Source organism: Pseudoalteromonas sp. 0303, from assembly GCF_013349995.1.
In the GTDB taxonomy this organism is placed as follows: domain Bacteria; phylum Pseudomonadota; class Gammaproteobacteria; order Enterobacterales; family Alteromonadaceae; genus Pseudoalteromonas.
Map to the genome: position 1 here is coordinate 33,610 of NZ_JABVXF010000025.1, position 15,704 is coordinate 49,313.

Here is a 15,704-nt window from a genome sequence, read left to right on the forward strand (position 1 = left end):
ATGCCCATAGGAGCAATGTATTAAGCGTAGCTAAAATAGGTCGAAAATCTAGTTAAATAGTAGAATACATTGAGACAAAAAAAAGGCTGATTTAACAATCAGCCTTTAGTCTAAGTTACCGAAATTAAACGTGATTACTCAACGTTAAAGTGTCGGTTAAAGAAACTTGTGATGGTTTGGTGTAGGTGCGTTTGTACGCTCTTGCCACGTAAACTATGTTTTGAACCCGGGTAAGTCATCATTTCGAACTGCTTTTCCTGATCTTGCAGTTGTTTGAATAACTTAGTGGCGTGAGTGAATAACACGTTATCATCTGCCATACCGTGGTAAATCATCAGTGGGCCTTTTAAGCCTTCGGCATATGGGAAAACTGCACTTGCTTCGTAACCTTTCGCGTTAGTTGCAGGGTGACCTACATAACGCTCAGTGTAGTGAGTGTCGTAAAGTGCCCAATCAGTTACTGGCGCACCAGAAACACCAGCTTTGAAGTAGTCGCCCGCTTTAAACATAGTCATAAGCGCCATATAACCACCGTAGCTGTGGCCATAAATACCAATACGTTCAGGGTCAACGTAATCAAGGGTACGTAAGAACTCGACACCTTTGATTTGGTCTGCTACTTCAGCAACACCTAAGTGCTTATAAATCACGTCTTCAAACTTTTTACCACGGTTGTATGAACCACGGTTATCAAGTTGGAAAATAACATAGCCTTGTTGTGCCATGTACTGGAAGTATAAGTTTTTACTACGCCAGCTGTTCGTTACGCGCTGAGCATGAGGGCCGCCATAAACGTTAACAATAACTGGGTGCTTTTTACCATCTTGGTAATTAGTTGGCTTGAATAAACGGTAATGCATGGTTTGTCCGTCTTCAGCCTTTAACGTGCCGTATTCTGGCGTGATCAAATCAGCTAGGTAAGGCGTTAATGGATGTGACTTATCTAACTTGTTTTCTTCAAGCCAAGTGATAAATTCGCCATTAATTTTACGTAATGCTGCAGAGCCAGGCTTATTCACTGATGAGCTGTTATCGATAAAGGTTTTGTTATCTTTAGCAATCACCACATTATGGTAAGCACCTAGCTCAGTTACGCGTTTAATTTCGCCTTTTTTGAATAGCGGTACGCTGTAAAGGTGGCTCTCAAGTGCTGTATCTTTGCGACCTGCAAAATAAACGATGCCTTTTTTCTCATCGATACCTTTTAAGCTATCAACAACCCATTCACCTTGGGTGATTTGACGGATCATTTCACCGTTTGTGCGGTATAAATAAAGGTGTTTAAAACCGTCGCGCTCAGATGCCCAAACGAAATGTTTTTTATCGTTTAAGAACTGCAAATCAAAGTGCAGGTTAATCCAAGTATCACTGGTTTCTGTTAGGGCAACGGTTTGTTTTTTAGTGTCGCTATTATAAAAACGTAACTCTAAGTTATGTTGCGAGCGGTCTTGCCACTGATAAGAAAGTGTTTTGTTATCTTTTAACCATTTTGCGCGAGCGATATAAATATCTTGATCGTCGCCTAAATCAACCCAGTCAGTTTTTTGATTGTTGATGCTTACAACACCTAACTGAATTTTAACGTTGTCGGTACCTGTAAACGGGTAGCGTTGATTAAATAGCTTTACTTCATCGGCGTAAATTTCATTACGGATAGCTTCTTTTACTGGGCTTTCATCAACACGGGTATAAGCGATTTTAGATTCATCACCAGACCACCAGTAGCCAGTCATACGGCCCATTTCTTCTTGCGCAACAAACTCGGCCATGCCATTTTTAATAACGCCGCCGCCATCTTTACTTAATTGGATTTCTTGACCCGTTTTTAAGTTAAGTGCATATAGGTTTTGCTCGCGAATAAACGACACATAATGGCCTTTAGGTGAGAAACGTGCATCGGTTTCAAATGCTTCTGTGTCGGTTAATTTACGGCTTTTAGCTGAAGCAAGCTCATAATAGTAAAGGTCGCCATTAAGTGGGAATAAAAGCGCTTTACCGTCTTTTGACCATTTATATTCTAAAATCCCTTTACCAAAAATACGCTGGCGCTCACGGCGTGCTTTTTCTTCATCAGATAAGTTTTCTGGACCAGAAAATAGCGCAGCAGAGTCAACTAATAGGCGGTTTTTGTTATCTTTTAAGTTGTATTCCCATAAGTCGTAGCGATTGTAATCATCGGTTTTACCTTGCAGGTAAGTTACACGACTTCCGTCTGGAGAGAATTTAAGTTGTACAGGCGCTTTACCTGCTAAGCTTGGATCGTCAAAAATACGCTCAAGAGTGAGTGGTTCAGCGGTCACACTGAATGCTGTTGCCACCACTGGCAAAGCAAGTGAGAGAGATTTAATTTTTTTTAGCACAGGAGTACCTTCGCTCGAATAAAAACTGCCACGATGGTAATGGTAAGCTTAGGCAACTGCAACAAAATGCTATAAAGTAGGGGATGTTTACCCAATATCAAAGGATTTATTGATGAAAAATACTGATACGCCGTTTTCTCTGGCCCCAGAACTACAACGCGACTGCATAGAGCTTGTGGATTGGCCACTGTGTAAAGTATTGCTGATGAATGATAGCCAATACCCTTGGTTTATTTTAGTGCCACGCGTCGCTGGTGTTAAAGAGATTATCGACCTTTCTGAAGAGCTACAAATTACCTTATTACAAGAGTCGGGCAAACTGAGTAAACTATTACAACAGGTGTTCAACCCAGACAAACTCAATGTAGCAGCACTGGGAAATATGGTACCGCAACTACATGTTCATCATATCGCGCGTTTCACAACTGATGCAGCTTGGCCAACACCAATTTGGGGTAAGTTACCTGCAGTACCTTATAGCGACGAACAAATTGCCGCATTAAAAGCTCACTTTTAAACTGTTTGTTCTAGCAAGGTTGGACTAAGCTAAATGGATGATGCACGAAGGGAGACAGAATAAATGAAACACACAGTGTTTGCCGTGTTGCTTATTCTGAGCTCTTTTTCTTGTTTTGCAAAAAGCTATTACTTTGTTGGTAGCCACTTTCCTGCCATTTTAGAGCAAGATCAACAAGGCACTGCGGTTGGCTTAGGTGCCGATATTGCTCACGAAATTTGCAGGCGTTTTGGGCATGAGTTGGTAATTGATATCATGCCACTAAAACGCGCTCTAAAAATGGTAGAGCAAGGTCAGGCTGATGCCATTATTGGTCCTTACAAATCCATTATACGTCAGCAGTATATGCAATTTAGTGACTTGCCCTTTTACGAAGACCCGATTGTTTTATATACCAAAAAGAACAATGATGTGACTTGGGTTGGAAACTTTGCCAGCCTTCGTAAAGATATTATTGGTACAATTCGAGGTTGGAACTATGGTCCTGAATTTAAGCGTAACGAGGCAAATTTATCGCTATCTGAAGTGGGTAATGTGCGGGCTAGCTTTTTACAATTGATGCATAACCGAGTTGACTTAATTCTTACCCATCCTCGGGCTGCAAAGCCTGTGATCGACAGTTTAGATATAGCAGATAAAGTGATTATGTTATCGCCGCCGGTGACGGTTAATCAGGGCTACTATGGCTTTAGTAAACAACGCGAACTCGATGAATTTATTGATGCTTTTAATGCCGAGTTTCAAAAAATGCTGATCAACGGGGATATTGTAGAACTAAACTCCAAATATGGTTTGAACTTCGTTGCACACTAGTCGTGTTTTACTCGATTTCAGGCAATAAAAAACGCTGCAATTGCAGCGTTTTTTATTAGAGGAGAATAAGGCTTAAAGGCCTAATACTTCTTTACCTTGTTTGAAAGTAACATCAACAGGGATATTAGCTTGGCTTAGTTTTTCTAAGTCTTTAGCTAGTTCAGCTTTGATTTCGCCATGAGTTGCGATTAGCTGATCAACTTTTTGGTAATCACCGTCACCTTGAATAGTAAGGATTAGGTTAGATAGTTTCTCCATTGCTTGGCTCATTTTCTCCATGTTAACGCTGTATAAGCCGTCAGCATTTTTAGAGAATGCACCTTCTTCAGCGAAGAAGTTAAAGCGGATCATGTTCGCTTTACCGTGTGCGCTTGATGCACCAAAACGCACTGAGCGGAAGATACCAGCCATAAAGGTGATGTAGTAATCTTCTAACGTACCGTCAGTGATCTCGCCTTTCTTAAGTAATTGCTCAACCATGTAAAGGCCTAAGATATCCGCTTTACCTTCTTCAAGGGCACTTGCATGCTCTTGCAATGATTGGCGAACAGTTCCTTTACCAGTAATGGTGTTTTTAATACCTAAACCGTGCGCTACTTCGTGGAACATAGTGTTTGCGAAGAAAGCATCAAAGGTAATGTGTTTACGCTGCTCAGGAACAATTAGCTGCTCTGAAATTGGCACTAAGATTTTATCGAATTTAGCGCGCATTGCATTTTTAAGCTGTAAACGACGAGTGCCTTTTTCTAGTTGTACTTGCTCATCATTTGGCAGGTTGATAGCAATTGTTTTACTACCTGCATTTGAGTGACCTGCGTAATAAACAACATCGTAAGCATTTAGGTCAGCATCAGAGCCTGGAACTTCTTGCTTGTACTTTTCGTCTACAGGTAAACCTTTTTGTAGCTCAGGTAAGAAAGCAGCAAATTTAGCTAAACGCTCGCTCCATGCTAAATCTTTAATTAGTACATAAGATTCATACGCTGCACGATAACCAAATAATTGATCTTCATAGGTTTCGATAGGGCCAATAACCACGTCAATAGGGTTATTTTTCATATCCATCCATGCAAAATCAGATGGTTGGAAGTCATCACTTACTAGTGCGTCTGCGCGCATGCTTAGGTAGTTAGCAAACTCTTTATCATCAGCCAGTTTACTTGCTTCGCGTAATAAATTAGCTGCTTTTTCTAGTTCTTGTGCATACTCAACTGAGTAAGCCACGCTATAAAGAAGACCTTTTTCATCGCGCTTGATCACCGAGTAAAGACCGGTTTTGTCATCCACGACTGCGTTGTTTAATTCTTCTTTAGTGATATCGCTTGGGTAAAACTCAGCGCCTAGTGGCTTTTCTTCATAACCCGATAAGAAAACCTGGTCACCGTTTAAGCGATCCCAAGGGCCATAGTTAATATCTGCAAACTTCTGAACTTTTTCATCATTAATTTTTGCTAAGAAAGCGTCTTTGCTCTCACCAAATGCTTGGCGCCAAAATAGCTCATCCATGATTTTTGAGGCATCGATTAACTTGCCAATCATTTGCTTCTGGTTATCGCTTAAGTGGCTAAGATCAGAAGTAAGCGTAAAGTCAGTGTAAATGTCTAAGCGACTTTTCTCAGCATTGATAAGTTGTGGGTTGTTTTGTTCAGTAGTTTGCTTTGTTTGCTCTGCAGCAGGCTTAGTTTGAGAAGTGGTGGCTTGCTCGTCAGAACATGCACCAAGGAAAACAGCACCTGATAAGATAAGTGCTTGGCTAATTTTATTTAATGTCATTTTTTTGCCCGTTAAAAAAAGTGAGAGTCATTGCTTAGAAAACAAAAAGTCTATGCATTAAAGCAAACCTGACATATATATGGCAAGTTTACAGCACTAGAAGCAATATTTATTAGGGCGTGTTGACCTTTGTGGATTAAAATTTGTTCACTCTAGGGGCGATTTAATCGCGGCGCGAGATTTGTAACCTAGTGGGCTAAGTAAAAATCGAGCAACAAAGAGTTAATCGCCCCTAGGAAGAACCTGAAGGGCAGCGCGTGTTTGGCATTGATGCTGCGTTATCGCCTATTTATGTGGAACAACCACACTACATAGGCTCTGCCTTGCCTAAATACCAAACACACTGCTGCAAAATTAATCACAAAAGGTCAACACGCCCTAGTTAGTTAAAAAATATAAAAAATAGATAATTTCTGTGAATTTCTTAACTTTAGCGCTAAGTTAGACAATACTAAAACTATAACTAATCTAATAATGTCAGTCATTAGTCTGTCTTTGTTTGGGCGGGCTAACCCAAGAGGATGGCGCGCATATGTCAACAGAAAATGCATTACTGACCATATTGGTCGACAGAATAAATAATGACACTTTAGTGTTACCTACCTTACCAGAAGTTGCAGTGAAGGTAAGGCAAGCCGCGGATAACCCCGAGGTAAACTTGATGGATATGGCAGATGTCATCTCTCATGATCCGGCATTGTCGGCACGGATGATCAAAGTCGCTAATAGTGCATTTATGGGGCGCTCAGTTAAAGTCACAAACCTACACCAAGCTGTAACACGAATTGGTCTGCGTCAAATAAAGAACATTGCAACTGCAATGGCAATGGAGCAGCTTTTTGTATCGCATAATGAGCTGATCAAGGGCTATATGGACAAGGCATGGCAAAAAACGCTTAAAGTTGCGTGTCACTCAATTACCTTAATGGATTTCTTCTTACGCAGAAATAAGCAAACCTCGCTTAATCGCGACACAATTACCTTAGCGGCATTAGTTTATAACATTGGCGTACTGCCCATTTTAACAGAAGCTGAAAAGCACCCTGAGGTGTTCGCAAACCCAAGTTTCCTTGCTCATGCCATTCAAAAGCTGGGTGGTAAAGTAGGTGGCGCAATTATGCGTGCTTGGGGCTTTACTGATGAGTTTGTAGAAGTAGCTGAAAGCTGGGCAAATCCAAACTATCGTCCAGAGCATATTTGCTATGTTGATTTTATTCGTATTGGCGCGATTTTAGAAGGCATCTTACAGGTGTCTGATAAGTCTGCGGCATTGCAAACTTACATGGACAAAGGCGTGATTGAATCACTAGATATGTTCAGTGACGATGAATATAACGATATGCTTAATGAAGTAAAAGCAATTTTTACTGAATAACAGCAACAAAAAGCGCGACTTAGTCGCGCTTTTAAATTAATTAACTCTCAGATTAATTTTATAAATCTTCTGCGTCGCCTAAGCCTTGAGTCAGCTCTTCTAGCAATTGCTTAATTTCTTCTGACGCTAAGATAAAGTCAGCATCAAGTTTGACCGCCATATCTTCTTTTGGAATGTCGGCGTTTTCTTCTTTTAATGTTTCTGAGTAGCTTAAACGCTTAATTGAACCATCGTTTTGTAGCATGAACTTAATGCGTTCTTGCCAATCAAGAGCCAGCTTAGTTACGCGCTTCCCATTTTCTAAGTGTGACTTTACTTCGTCGCACGATAAATCATGGCCTTTTAATTTAACCTGAGCGCCACTGTCATCGGCTTCTTCAAGCTCTGCATCATTACCGATAGAAAAGCCTTCAGGGGTACTGAAATTAGTTAACCAGTCAGTTAAAAATACATCTAAATCGTAATTCGCAAATGCAGGTACGACAGGTAACGTGCCAAGTGATTTACGTAATAGGGCTAAAAGCTCTTCTGCCTTATTAAAGCTTGCGCTGTTAACCACAACCCAGCCATTCTTTTGATCAATAAACGCAAACTGTAGGCTCGATTTTTTGAAAGCTTGTGGCAGTAAAGTGTGTAGAATATTTTCTTTTAGTTCGTCTTTTTCTTTTTTCTTTACTGGGCGGTTTTCTTCAGCTTCGATTTGCTCTACTTTCTCTGCAACCAATTCGTTGATAACGGCAGCTGGCAGTACTTTTTCTTCACGTTTAGCACAGACTAAAATGCTGTCTTGAGAGAAATGAGATAGGGTTTGACCATGTTTACCAAAGGCTTTTGTCCAACCGAAAGTTGAAAGCTCTTGGCCTGTACATGAGCGGAACAAGTCTTGTTCTAGGGCTTTGTCGAAGTCTTCTTGAGAGTATGAAACGTCTTGTTTAAAACGGTAACAGATAAGGTTACTAAACCACATAATTAGGCTAATCCTTTCAATAAATTTGCCCAATCATAGCAATAAAAAACTGATGCCGAAATGAATCATTTCGGCATCAGCGCTAATTGCTTATGAGTTAAACATTGAAAGTGGTTTTGGCATGTTTTTCGGAAAACTAATATGGTAGTGCAAGCCTTTACCGACTTCGCTTGATACCTCAATATCGCCACTTAGGGTTTGTTTAACGAGGTTAAAAGTAATATGTGTGCCTAAGCCACTGCCGCCTTGGTCGCGCTTGGTTGTAAAGAATGGGTCGAATAGCTTTTCTAACTGCTCTTTTGATACGCCATTACCATTGTCTTTAAAGTCGATAACGACTTCGTCATCTTCTTCTTTAATAACAATATCAATGATGCCACTTTCAATCCCTTCGAAACCATGAATGAGTGAGTTCATAATCAAGTTTGTGAAAATTTGACTAATCGCACCCGCAGGCAGGTTAAGTGTTAAATCATCAGGGCAATCTAAATTAATATGATGCGATGTTTTCTTAAGCTTTGGATGGAGTGAGCGGATCACCTCACCTAAATACTCTTTAAAGTTAATGGTACGTACGGCTTCACTGGCTTGGTCTACTGCAATTTGCTTAAAGCTTGCAACCAGCTCAGAAGCTCGGTCTAGGTTACTAGTGAGTAGGCTAGTACTTTGCTTGGCGTCATTAATAAACTCTTCAAGCGCTTTTGGCGATAGGGTTTTTTCTTTATATGCCGCTTCAATTTGGTCCAAGCGTTCTTGTAAAAATGACGTTGCGGTAACACCAATCCCAATAGGTGTATTAACATCATGAGTAATACCCGCCACTAAGCCACCTAAAGCAGCCATTTTTTCTGAGCCAACTAAGCGCTCTTGCGCCATATTTAGTTCATCAAGGTAGCGTTGTAACTCAGTTTGCTTGGTTATGAGTTCTTGTTCAGTTTGTTTACGTAAATCAATTTCTTCAGTCAGTGTCAGCTTTTGTTTTTCTAGCTCGTATTTTTGTTGCTGCAAGTCCATCATCGCTTGGCTTAAGTTTGATGTTTTGCGTGCTACTTCTTGCTCTAACTGTAAGTTATGTTGGTCGAGCTTTTCGTTGCTTATTAAAAGCTCTTTTTGCGTATGTTCAAGCTCTTCACGGTAAAGTACTACCTTATCAATTAAGCGGTTGAAAGACTCTTCCATTACTTTTAATTCGTTGTGCTCAACGGTTTTGATCTCGATATGGCGGCCTTCTAGGTCGTTTAGTTCAAGATCTTCAATTTGTTCTGTGAATTGTGCCAATGGCTCGGTTAAGCGCTTTCTAAATGCAAGTAGGAAAAGAATGATCAAAAAGGTGGTTTTGATCATTGCATTACCAATTAAAAAGTAGATAGAAATCATGATGCGGCTAAATACCACTTCACGACTTGAAAACAGGGTTACATCACCTACTTGGGTTGTTTTACCTGAAAATTCAAAAATGAGTGGGAATGTGTAACCGAATAAGCCTGATGGCGTATCTTCGATAATCGCTTCTTCTTGCACTAACTGTTGACTATATAGCTCGTGAATATCTAACGAACGACCTAACTGAGAGAGTACCTCGCCGCTATCATCACGCACAATAATACCCTCGATCATAGGGATTGCCAGCAAGCCTTCAGCCGTAGTGATGGTTTGTTTATCGTTCAGTTCCCAAATAGCGCGGGTTAAACTACGGCTAAATGTTTTTTGTAAAGTCGTTAATTCGTCGCGAATGTAATCTTTGGTATTAACGTACTCAGCAATAACTTGTCCACAGGTCACTACAAAAGTAAGTAAAAAGTAGACTGAGAGTACATTTGTTAATAATTCTTTAGACAGGCTTTTTTGTAGCATGGAATATCCATAGCTCCTTGGTGACAATTGTAATACATTCAGCTAGTTCTAAAGTTAGCTAATAAATGGTTAAAAAGAAATAAATATATCCTTTTTTACTGGAACATTTATAAATTGTTAGTAAATTTTAAAAAAAACTTGCCCTTACTGCGCTTGAAAAAGTGTGTTATAAATTTATTCCATCTTTAATTTAGCCTTTTTTGATGTTGTATTTGCTACAGCGAAGATTTTTATTTCATGAATAATCCTAATTTTTCAGTACTGGTCTGTGATGATTCAAATATTGCCCGAAAGCAGGTAGTACGCTGTTTAGGGGATTGCTTGGATGCAGATGTTCAACAAGCCACTAATGGCCGCGAAGCTCTTGCCTTATTGCGCGAGCAAAACTTTGATCTATTGTGCTTAGATTTAACCATGCCAGAATTGGATGGTGTTGCAGTGCTCGAAACAATCAAAGCAGAGAAAATAGAGTGCTTTGTTATAGTGATTTCGGCTGATATTCAGGCTGAAATGAAACAAAGAGTAGTAAAATTGGGTGCTATTGACTTCATTGATAAACCGATAGATCTTGTGCGACTAAAAGCTACTTTGCATAAATTTGGTATTCACTAATCTTTTATATAACACAAACGCATAATTTATCTTTTCTTTAAGGGTTGACAGGCTGGCTACATTTAAGGCAGTCTACAGTCTATGAAAACATTTAATCACACAACGACCATTATTATTACAACCATCATCCTTACGGGATAGTGGCATAGGTCGGTGCAACAAAATTATAGGCCTGTGTTCACTAGAACACAGGCCTTTTTCGTTTATGGAATGAGGAAACATAAATAATGCGAGTATTAAAATTTGGTGGGTCGTCCTTGGCCGACTACGCATGTTTGCAACAGGTAGCTCAGTTAGTCAAAGAAGAATTACGCGATGAAATGTTGTTAGTGCTGTCAGCGCCGGGTGGCATGACAGATTCATTAGTAGCATTAGCAAGCGCTGCTGAGCAGGGGCAAGATTTTAGTGAGTTATGGCAAGCTTTGGTTGCACGCTGTGAACAACTAAAAGCTGCTGTCGAAGCTGACTTTGGTCAGACAGCAAATTGGCCTGATCTGAGCGAGCTTAAGAATAAACTAGATGGTGTTGCACTTTTAAAGTGTTGCCCAGACCAAGTACGTGCTTATGCAATCAGTTTTGGTGAGCGCGTAAGTGTTGCCTTGATGGAGTGTATGCTTAAAGACAGTAATGCTCGTTATTTAGAAGCGACAGATTGTATAGCTTCAGTGGGTGGCTACATTGATGCTGAAGCTGACTTGAATGCAAGTAAGTTACGTTTTCAAGCAGCATTAAAAGCGGCACCGAGCACAATTTATATCATGCCGGGTTTCACTGCTGCCAATGAGCAAGGTGAGCTAACAACACTTGGTCGTAATGGTTCAGATTACTCAGCAGCCATTGCAGCAGCATGCCTAGAAGCTGATGTATGCCAGATCTGGACTGATGTTGACGGTGTTTACAATGCTGACCCGCGTTATATCAAAAAAGCATCTAAGGTTGATTCGTTATCTTATAAAGAAGCAATGGAGCTTTCTTACTTTGGTGCGAAAGTATTGCACCCGAAAACGATTTTACCTTGTGCTAAAGCAGGCGTGCCGTGCGAGATCAAAAATACTCATAACCCACGTGCAGAAGGCTCAGTGATCAGTAACGACAGTGTGTCGAATGATCCAGTTAAAGCGTTATCAAGTTTACAAAACCTCGCTATGTTAACGGTGTCTGGCCCAGGCATGAAAGGTAAAGTTGGCATGGCGTCAAAAGTATTTAATGCACTGGCGCACGACAATGTTTCAATTGTGCTGATCACTCAATCTTCGTGTGAATTTAGCATCAGTTTCTGTGTGCATGAGAGTGACCTATCTCTTGCTTTAGAAGCATTACAAACTGCTTTCGAATTAGAATCACAAGCCGGTTTAATCGAACCAGTACAAGTACAGCGTAACCTTGCGATTGTTACTCTAGTTGGCGATAACATGCGTGCGCACAAAGGTTTAGCGGCTAAGTTCTTTGCTTCATTAGCTCAAGCGCAGGTTAACATTGTTGCTATTGCACAAGATTCGACTGAAAGCGCCATTTCAGCGGTTATCGACGGTGAACTGTGCAACGACGCAGTAAAAGTGTGCCATGAGAACTTCTTTACTCACATTCCTTCAATCGATGTGTTTTTGCTTGGCTGTGGCTTAGTGGGCCAAGAACTTATCCAGCAGTTAAAGCGTCAGCAAGCATGGCTTGAAAAACGTAACATCAAGCTGAACTTGTACGGTGTTGCTAACTCAAGACAGCTTTATCTAGATAGTGAAGGTATTGCTTTTGATGGCTGGCAAGACAAGCTAGCCGAGTCAGAGCAGGCATTTGATTTAAATCTGGTTGAGCAATTTGTTAAACAAAACCATTTAATTAACCCTGTGATTGTAGATTGTAGCTCAGCCGATAAGCTTGCTGCGCAATATGTTGATTTCTTGAATGCCGGTTTCCATGTGGTTGCGGCAAACAAAAAAGCCAATACTAGCTCGTATGCTTACTACCAAGATTTAGTAGCAGCAACACAAAAGAATAACCGTAAGTTTTTATACGAAACAAACGTAGGTGCAGGCCTGCCGGTTCTTGATAACTTGAAATCATTATTTGGTGCCGGTGATGAGCTTATTAAGTTCAGCGGTATCTTATCGGGTTCATTATCGTATATGTTTGGTGCACTGCAAGATGGTTTATCACTTAGCGAAGCAACATTAAAAGCAAAAGAAAGTGGATTTACAGAACCAGATCCGCGTGATGATTTATCAGGCACTGATGTTGCCCGAAAACTACTGATCATTGCTCGTGAGTCGGGTCTTGAGTTAGAACTTAGCGATATTGAAGTTGAATCAGTTTTACCAAAAGGGTTTGCAGAAGATGATTCTGTAGCAGATTTCATGGCAAAACTACCATCTCTTGATGCACAGTTTAACGACCGCATTCAAAGCGCTGCAAGTGAAGGTAAAGTACTTCGTTATGTGGGCACTATTGAAAACGGTCAATGTAAAGTAGGCATTGAAGCCGTAGATAGTAGCCATGCTCTTTACGATATCCGTGACGGTGAAAATGCATTGGCAATCTTAAGTCAATATTATCAACCACGTCCGTTTGTGATTCGTGGTTATGGCGCAGGTGCTGAAGTAACGGCTGCAGGCGTATTTGCTGATATCTTAAAAACGTTAACACGTTAGGAGCTGGTGATGATCCGTGTATATGCACCCGCTTCAATCGGGAATTTTGCTGTCGGCTTTGATGCGCTAGGTGCCGCGCTGGCACCTATCGATGGTACGTTATTAGGTGATGTTGTAGAGGTGAGTGCCGCTGAGCAAGATACTTTTGTATGCTCTGGCGACTATGCCCATAAACTGCCTGCTAATGCTGAAGAAAACTTGGCTTATCAATGTTTAATTCATTTTAAAGAACACGTTGCGCCAGCTATGCCAGCGGTAAAACTTGAGCTTAAAAAGAACCTACCAATTGGCTCAGGTTTAGGTTCAAGTGCTTGTTCTGTGGTGGCAGCATTTGCTGCCCTTGATAAATTTGCCGAAACCAACTTATCTCAAGAGCAACTTATCGAGTTGATGGCTGATTTTGAAGCCATTGTTAGTGGCGGCCGTCATTACGATAACATCACACCCTGTTATTTAGGTGGTTTGCAATTAACTGGTGAACTGATTCCGAACAAGTCAATTTCGTTACCCGTTGATAATCAATGGTATTACGTAGCGGCTTTTCCAGGTTTTTCACTGAATACTGCAAAAGCGCGTTCGGTATTGCCAACGCAATTATCAATGCACGACAGTGTTGAGTTTGCACAGCGACTGTCTGCATTTAGCAGCTTATTGCTAACAGGTCGTTTTGATGCTGCGTTATCAATTATGACAGATGAAATCGCTGAGCCACATCGCGCACCATTAATCCAAGGTTTTGCCGAAGCTAAAAGTGCCTTGCCAGAGCTTGGCGCAGAGATTGTCAGTATTTCTGGTGCTGGCCCAACATTATTTACCGTGTGTAAGAGTCTTGAAGCTGCTCAAAAGTGTGCAGCTTGGCTTAATGATAATTACGTAAATGAACAAGGTTTCAGCCATATCTGTAAACTTGATCAGCTTGGCACACGACAGCTTTAAAGATTTTAAGGAATAAACATGCAATTACATAATTTAAAAGATGAAACACAACAGGTGTCGTTTGTTGAAGCGGTAAAAACAGGGTTAGGGCGCAACCAAGGGGTGTTCTTCCCTGAAAGCCTAACGCCAATTCAAGACATTGATGCGTTACTTGATTTAGACTTTGTTAGTCGTAGCAGCAAGATTTTATCGCACCTAATTGGCGATGAACTACCTGCCGATACCGTTGCACAGATGGTACAAAATGCCTTTAACTTTGATGTGAAACTGGTTGAAGTAGAAAAAGATATTTATTGTTTAGAGCTATTTCATGGTCCAACACTTGCGTTTAAAGACTTTGGTGGCCGTTTTATGGCTGAGTGTCTTGCACAATTTAACCAAGGCGAAAAAGTCACTATTTTAACAGCAACATCAGGCGACACAGGGGCTGCAGTTGCTCATGCATTTTATAATAAGCCAAATATCGATGTCGTGATTTTATACCCGAAAGGTAAAATTTCACTAGCGCAGCAAAAGCTATTTACAACGTTAGGCAATAACATTCATTGCTATGCTGTTGATGGTAGCTTTGATGATTGCCAAAGCATGGTAAAGCAAGCTTTCTTAGACGATGAAGTTAAACAAAAGCTAGGTCTAAATTCTGCTAATTCAATCAACATCAGTCGTTTAGTTGCACAGGTTTGCTATTACTTTGAAGCCATTGCTCAATTACCTAAAGAGCAGCGTAGTAAAGCGCATATCTCAGTACCAAGTGGTAACTTTGGTAATGTGTGCGCTGCGATGATCGGTGCTGTGCTTGGTATGCCAGTAGCGAAACTAAGTGCTACAACTAACCAAAACGACACTGTGCCACGTTTCTTACAAAGCAAAGAGTGGGCACCGAATGACACGCTTGAATCGTTATCGAACGCTATGGATGTGAGTAAACCGAATAACTGGCCACGTGTTCAGTTTATGTTGGATAACAAATGGTTTAGCTATGATGACTTTTATTCAAGCTGTGTTGGTGAAGAAGAAACAAAAGAGGTGATGAAAATAATTCATCAAACGGGTTACATCGCAGAGCCTCATACTGCAATTGCTTATCAAGGCTTGAAAGAAAATCTAGCTGATGGCAGTGCAGGTATCTTTTTAGCGACTGCACACCCAGCTAAATTTAAAGACAGTGTAGAAGAAATTTTAGACATCGAACTACCTATGCCGAAACCGCTCGCTGATGCGCTAGCAAATGAGTGTTTGGCTGAAGATATTAAGTTTGATTATCAATTGCTTCGAACTGAGCTGTTAAATAAATTAGCATAACCCTGATTATAGAGCGGCTAAGCCGCTCTTTTTTATGCTGTCTTTTAATAAAGCTCTCAATGAAGTAACGAATGGCTATGACGGTTTAAAATCCGCATGCTTAGAATGACCCCTGCCGAGATACACAGCAAAATGCTGATCACCGAGATGAGTTCATTTTGCGTCCATTGCATCAAAGTGAATGCCGAAATAAAAATAATAAAGGGTTTAAATTCATAGTAATAGCGACGTTTTTTTTGTTTAACACGCTGGCTTGAATGATCGGTTCTTCTGGCTTCTGAGCGCATCCGCCAAATGTTAGCGCCTAATAAGAATAAGACCACGCCGATCAAAGTTGGCACATAATCATTGGCTAAAGTGATACAGCTGATACCAAGAGAGAAGTATGCGTAGGGGACTAATTCGTATATTGGTTTAGCTAGCATGAAGTTATACCATCCTTGATATTGAGCAATTCTATAAGCTTAGTTCGCCTCAATGAAAACGCAATAAATCGTAAACAATTTCATGAAGAGTGACATTTTAAAAATCTATGTAATATTTTAAATTT

General features: G+C 40.6%; 12 protein-coding genes. 7 read left to right on the plus strand and 5 right to left on the minus strand.

The window, feature by feature from the left end; all coding sequences use genetic code 11:
• Nucleotides 1-134: 134 nt before the first annotated feature.
• Nucleotides 135-2,360, minus strand: a complete 2,226-nt coding sequence (locus tag HUS62_RS15665) for a S9 family peptidase (RefSeq protein WP_175080264.1) — start codon at nt 2,358-2,360, stop codon at nt 135-137.
• Nucleotides 2,361-2,472: 112 nt separating this feature from the next.
• Here HUS62_RS15665 and HUS62_RS15670 point away from each other — a divergent pair, with 112 nt between their 5' ends.
• The gene (locus tag HUS62_RS15670) at nt 2,473-2,877 is read left to right on the plus strand and encodes an HIT domain-containing protein (protein WP_175080265.1); all 405 of its coding nucleotides are present in this window, start codon (nt 2,473-2,475) and stop codon (nt 2,875-2,877) included.
• A 63-nt stretch (nt 2,878-2,940) separates the two neighbouring features.
• Nucleotides 2,941-3,690, plus strand: a complete 750-nt coding sequence (locus tag HUS62_RS15675) for an ABC transporter substrate-binding protein (RefSeq protein ID WP_175080266.1) — start codon at nt 2,941-2,943, stop codon at nt 3,688-3,690.
• Nucleotides 3,691-3,762: 72 nt separating this feature from the next.
• On the opposite strand, the gene HUS62_RS15680 is transcribed toward HUS62_RS15675, so the two are convergent.
• Nucleotides 3,763-5,463 (minus strand): dipeptidyl-peptidase 3 family protein, encoded by a 1,701-nt coding sequence (locus HUS62_RS15680; protein WP_175080268.1) that lies wholly within the window; start codon nt 5,461-5,463, stop codon nt 3,763-3,765.
• 532 nt (nt 5,464-5,995) lie between these two features.
• Between HUS62_RS15680 and HUS62_RS15685 the strand changes: the two genes are divergently transcribed.
• A complete protein-coding gene (locus HUS62_RS15685) occupies nt 5,996-6,838 on the plus strand; it encodes an HDOD domain-containing protein (protein WP_175080270.1) in 843 nt (280 codons plus the stop codon).
• A 58-nt stretch (nt 6,839-6,896) separates the two neighbouring features.
• On the opposite strand, the gene rdgC is transcribed toward HUS62_RS15685, so the two are convergent.
• Together rdgC and HUS62_RS15695 are read right to left on the minus strand one after the other, a co-directional pair.
• A complete protein-coding gene (gene rdgC / locus HUS62_RS15690) occupies nt 6,897-7,805 on the minus strand; it encodes a recombination-associated protein RdgC (RefSeq protein WP_175080272.1) in 909 nt (302 codons plus the stop codon).
• 90 nt (nt 7,806-7,895) lie between these two features.
• Complete coding sequence (locus HUS62_RS15695; protein ID WP_054562670.1) at nt 7,896-9,659, minus strand: sensor histidine kinase; 1,764 nt, start codon at nt 9,657-9,659, stop codon at nt 7,896-7,898.
• A 237-nt stretch (nt 9,660-9,896) separates the two neighbouring features.
• On the opposite strand from HUS62_RS15695, the gene HUS62_RS15700 reads away from it, so the two are divergent.
• From HUS62_RS15700 to thrC, 4 genes are all read left to right on the plus strand, one after another.
• A complete protein-coding gene (locus tag HUS62_RS15700) occupies nt 9,897-10,271 on the plus strand; it encodes a response regulator (RefSeq protein ID WP_054562669.1) in 375 nt (124 codons plus the stop codon).
• A gap of 227 nt (nt 10,272-10,498) precedes the next feature.
• On the plus strand, nt 10,499-12,916 hold the full coding sequence (thrA, locus tag HUS62_RS15705) for a bifunctional aspartate kinase/homoserine dehydrogenase I (protein WP_175080274.1): 2,418 nt from the start codon (nt 10,499-10,501) through the stop codon (nt 12,914-12,916).
• A 9-nt stretch (nt 12,917-12,925) separates the two neighbouring features.
• Nucleotides 12,926-13,852 carry a homoserine kinase gene (thrB, locus tag HUS62_RS15710; RefSeq protein WP_058586208.1) on the plus strand — a complete coding sequence of 309 codons (927 nt, stop codon included), beginning with the start codon at nt 12,926-12,928 and terminating at the stop codon, nt 13,850-13,852.
• An 18-nt stretch (nt 13,853-13,870) separates the two neighbouring features.
• Nucleotides 13,871-15,154: a threonine synthase gene (thrC, locus tag HUS62_RS15715; protein ID WP_175080275.1), complete on the plus strand. Its 1,284-nt coding sequence runs from the start codon at nt 13,871-13,873 to the stop codon at nt 15,152-15,154.
• 56 nt (nt 15,155-15,210) lie between these two features.
• Here thrC and HUS62_RS15720 read toward each other — a convergent pair whose 3' ends face one another.
• Nucleotides 15,211-15,579 (minus strand): hypothetical protein, encoded by a 369-nt coding sequence (locus HUS62_RS15720; protein ID WP_175080277.1) that lies wholly within the window; start codon nt 15,577-15,579, stop codon nt 15,211-15,213.
• Nucleotides 15,580-15,704: the final 125 nt, after the last annotated feature.